This window comes from Pseudomonas sp. TWI923 (assembly GCF_039673365.1).
Taxonomy (GTDB): Bacteria; Pseudomonadota; Gammaproteobacteria; order Pseudomonadales; family Pseudomonadaceae; genus Aquipseudomonas; species Aquipseudomonas sichuanensis.
Map to the genome: position 1 here is coordinate 1 of NZ_JBDJLM010000150.1, position 4,068 is coordinate 4,068.

Genomic DNA, 4,068 nt, shown 5'->3' on the forward strand with positions numbered 1-4,068 from the left:
CGCCAAGACAACGACGTTGCTCGAACGGACGCATTCGCGGGCAAGCCCGCTCCCACAGGTACTGTGTTGCATCGCCCTGGCGTGCATGGCCTGTTTCGCCCAGGCCGCCCCCACCCACGCCCTCACCGTCTACGGTGAAGCCCCCCGCTACCCCGCCAGTTTCCAGCACTTCGCCTACGTAAACCCGGACGCCCCCAAAGGCGGCAGCCTGCGCCGTTCGGCCCTGGAGATCGGCCAGTTCGACCATATCCTGCCGTTCATCGACAAGGGCATTGGCGTTAGCCAGGTCGAAGGCTGGCTGTACGCGCCGCTGGCCATTCGCGCCTTCGACGAGCCCTACACGGTCTATGGCCTGATCGCCCAGCGCCTGGAGCGCGGCCCCGACGATGCCTGGCTGCGCCTGTACCTCGACCCCCGCGCCACCTTCGCCGACGGCAAGCCGGTGCGCGCCGAGGATGTGCGTTTCACCTTCGAACTGCTGATGAGCAAGGGCAGCCTCAATTACCGCACGCGTTTCGCCGAAGTGGCCGGGGTGACAGTCGAAGGCCCGCGGCAGGTACGCTTCGACTTCAAGCAGCCGCACGGACGCACCCTGGCGTTGGACTTGGCCAGCCTGCCCGTGCTGCCCGAACATGACTGGCAGCAGCGCGACTTCGCCAATGGTGCCGGTTTCGACAAGCCCGTGGGCAGCGGCCCGTACCGCATCAGCCGGATCGACAACGGCCGCAGCATCACCTTCGAACGCAATGCCGACTGGTGGGCCAAAGACCTGCCGGTGGCCCGTGGCCTGTACAACTTCCAGCGCCTGCGCATCGAGTACTTCGGCGACACCGAGGTGGCGCGCCAGGTGCTCAAGGGCGGCGGCTACGACTACAACCGCGAGTTCTCCGCCACCGCCTTCACCCTCGGCTACAACGGCGCCCAGCTCGACGACGGCCGCCTGCAACGCGCCCACCTGGGCCCGGCCAAGCCGCAGGTGGCCCAGGGTTTCGTGTTCAACCTGGCCAGGCCGCAGTTCCAGGATCGCCGGGTGCGCCAGGCCCTGGGCATGCTCTGGGACTTCGAGTGGAGCAACCGGCAGATGATGCGTAATCTGTACATCCGCCAGCAGAGCCTGTTCTCCAACACCGTGCTGGCAGCACGCACGCTGCCGGACGCGGACGAACTCAAGCTGCTTGAGCCGCTGCGCGGCCAGGTGCCCGACGAAGTGTTCAGCCAGGTGTTCAGCGCCCCGGTCACCGACGGCACTGGGATCATCCGCCCGCAGCAGTTGCAAGCCCTGGCCCTGCTCCAGGCCGCCGGCTGGCGCCCCGAAGGCGATCGCCTGGTCAACGCCCAGGGCGAACCGCTGAGCTTCACCTTCCTCAACGGCCAGTCGGGCATGGAGCGCCTGCTGCTGCCGTGGAAGCGCAACCTGGCGCAGATCGGCATCGAGCTGAACATCCGCAACGTCGACGCCGCGCAGTACGTCAACCGCCTGATGGCCCGCGACTACGACATGGTCGTCACCGGCTACCCGGTGACCCTGTCGCCGGGCAGCGAGCTGTACAACTATTTCGGCTCCGCCGCGGCCAACGACCCCGGCTCGAACAACCTGATGGTGCTCAAGGACCCGGCGGTGGACCACCTGCTCGACGGGCTGGTGCGCGCCAGCAGCCAGCCCGACATGCTGCGCCACGCCCATGCCCTGGACCGGGTGCTGCAATGGAACTACTACTGGATCCCCAACTACTACCCGCCGGGCAGCTCGACGGTCTGGTGGAATCGCTTCGGCCTGCCCAAGGTGCAAGCCACCTATGACGAAGGCCTGGACACCTGGTGGGAGGTCAGCCCGACGGCGCTGACCAGCGAACAGATGGCCGAACGGCTCGGGAAACAGCCATGACCAGCTACATCCTGCGCCGCCTGCTGCTGATCATCCCCACGTTGCTGGCGATCCTGCTGGTCAACTTCGCCATCGTCCAGGCCGCCCCCGGCGGCCCGGTGGAGCAGGCCGTGGCGCGACTCCAGGGCCTCGGCGGCGGCGCCCCCGGCGCACGGGCCGAGGCGGTACACGGTGAGTCCCGCGCCACCCGTGGCCTGGACCCCAAGCTGATCGAGGAGATCAAGCACCAGTACGGCTTCGACAAGTCCGCCCCCGAACGACTGTGGCTGATGCTCGGCCAGTACGCCCGGCTGGACTTCGGCCAGAGCTTCTTCCGCGGCGCCAAGGTCACCGACCTGATCCTGGAGAAACTGCCGGTGACGCTCTCGCTGGGTTTCTGGGCGACGCTGATCACCTACCTGGTGTCGATTCCGCTGGGTATCCGCAAGGCGGTGCGCCATGGCAGCCGCTTCGATGCCTGGAGCAGCGCGCTGATCGTGGTCGGCTATGCCCTGCCCTCGTTCCTGTTCGCCCTGCTGTTGATCGTGCTGTTTGCCGGCGGCACCTCACTCAACTGGTTCCCGGTGCGCGGGCTGGTGTCGGATGACTTCGACCAGCTCAGCCTGCTGGGCAAGCTGGCCGATTACTTCTGGCACCTGGTGCTGCCGGTCGGCGCCCTGGTGATCGGCGGTTTCGCCACCTTGACCCTGCTGACCAAGAACGCCTTCCTCGACGAAATCTCCCGGCAGTACGTGGTCACCGCCCGGGCCAAGGGCCTGAGCGAACGCCGGGTGCTGTACGGCCATGTGCTGCGCAACGCTATGCTGCTGGTGGTGGCCGGGTTGCCGCAGGCGCTGATCACGGTGTTCTTCGCAGGTTCCCTGCTGATCGAGGTGATCTTCTCCCTCGATGGCCTGGGCCGCATGAGCTACGAGGCGGCGGTGTCGCGGGACTACCCGGTGGTGTTCGGCACGCTGTTCATCTTCACCCTGGCGGGGCTACTGATCCGCTTGATCGGCGACCTCTGCTACACGGCGCTCGACCCGCGCATCGACTTCGACGCGAGGGGCCGCTGATGCTCTCGCCCATCGCTCGACGCCGCCTGAAGCGCTTTCGCGCCAACCGCCTAGGCTGGGTCTCGCTGTGGCTGTTCGCCGGCCTGTTGATACTCAGCCTCGGCGCGGAGCTGGTGGCCAACGACAAGCCGCTGCTGCTGTCGTACCAAGGCCAGCTGTATACCCCTGCACTCAAGCGCTACACCGAGCAGCAATTCGGCGGCCAGTTGCCGTTCCAGCCCGACTACCGCAGCCAGTACGTGCGCCAACTGATCGAGGGCCAAGGCGGCTGGATGCTGTTCGCGCCCATCCCGTTCAGCGCCGACACCCCTAACTACGACCTGCAGGTACCCACCCCCAGCCCGCCAAGCGCGGTCAATTGGCTGGGCACCGATGATCAAGGGCGCGACGTGCTGGCGCGGGTGCTGTACGGCACGCGGGTGTCGCTGCTGTTCGCTTTTGCCCTGACCGTGCTCAGCGTGCTGATCGGCGTCACTGCCGGCGCCTTGCAGGGGTATCACGGGGGCTGGGTCGACCTGCTCGGGCAGCGCTTGCTGGAGGTGTGGTCGGGGCTGCCGGTGCTGTACCTGCTGATCATCCTCTCGGGTTTCGTCGAGCCGGACTTCTGGTGGCTGCTGGGGATCATGGCGCTGTTTTCGTGGCTGGCGCTGGTCGATGTGGTGCGCGCCGAGTTCCTGCGCGGGCGCAACCTGGAGTACGTCAAGGCAGCCCGCGCGCTGGGGCTGCCGGACAGCCAGGTGATGCTGCGGCATATCCTGCCCAACGCCATGAACGCCACCCTCACCTACGTACCCTTCATGCTCACCGGGGCGATCACTACCCTTACCGCGCTGGATTTCCTCGGTTTTGGCATGCCTGCGGGCAGTGCGTCACTGGGCGAGTTGGTGACCCAGGGCAAGCAGCACCTGGAGGCGCCGTGGCTGGGCTTTACCGCGTTCTTTGCCCTGGCGCTGATCCTGTCGTTGCTGGTGTTCATCGGCGATGCGCTGCGTGAGGCGTTCGATCCCCGGCGGTAAGCTCGGCACGATCCCTGTAGGAGCGGCCTTGAGTCGCGAATGGGCCGCAAAGCGGCCCCAGGATTTCAGCGTTGATGCAAAGATCGCCGGGGCCGCTTTGCGGCCCTTTCGC

Annotated in this window: 3 protein-coding genes; all 3 read left to right on the forward strand. The window is 66.7% G+C overall.

The genetic code is table 11. The features are described from left to right. On the forward strand, positions 1-1,885 hold a 1,885-nt coding region (locus ABE459_RS25715), incomplete at its 5' end, for an extracellular solute-binding protein (RefSeq protein WP_346648173.1). Further along, positions 1,882-2,940, forward strand: a complete 1,059-nt coding sequence (locus ABE459_RS25720) for a microcin C ABC transporter permease YejB (RefSeq protein WP_323831027.1) — start codon at positions 1,882-1,884, stop codon at positions 2,938-2,940. The genes ABE459_RS25715 and ABE459_RS25720, both read left to right, overlap by 4 nt. Further along, complete coding sequence (locus ABE459_RS25725; RefSeq protein WP_323831026.1) at positions 2,940-3,956, forward strand: ABC transporter permease; 1,017 nt, start codon at positions 2,940-2,942, stop codon at positions 3,954-3,956. Before ABE459_RS25720 ends, ABE459_RS25725 begins: the two co-directional genes overlap by 1 nt. The last annotated feature ends 112 nt before the right edge of the window (positions 3,957-4,068 follow it).

Bases quoted from the DNA above. Each gene is read 5' to 3' on its own strand.
- ABE459_RS25720 (WP_323831027.1), top strand. From the start codon at position 1,882: ATGACCAGCTACATCCTGCGCCGCCTGCTGCTGATCATCCCCACGTTG.
- ABE459_RS25725 (WP_323831026.1), top strand. From the start codon at position 2,940: ATGCTCTCGCCCATCGCTCGACGCCGCCTGAAGCGCTTTCGCGCCAAC.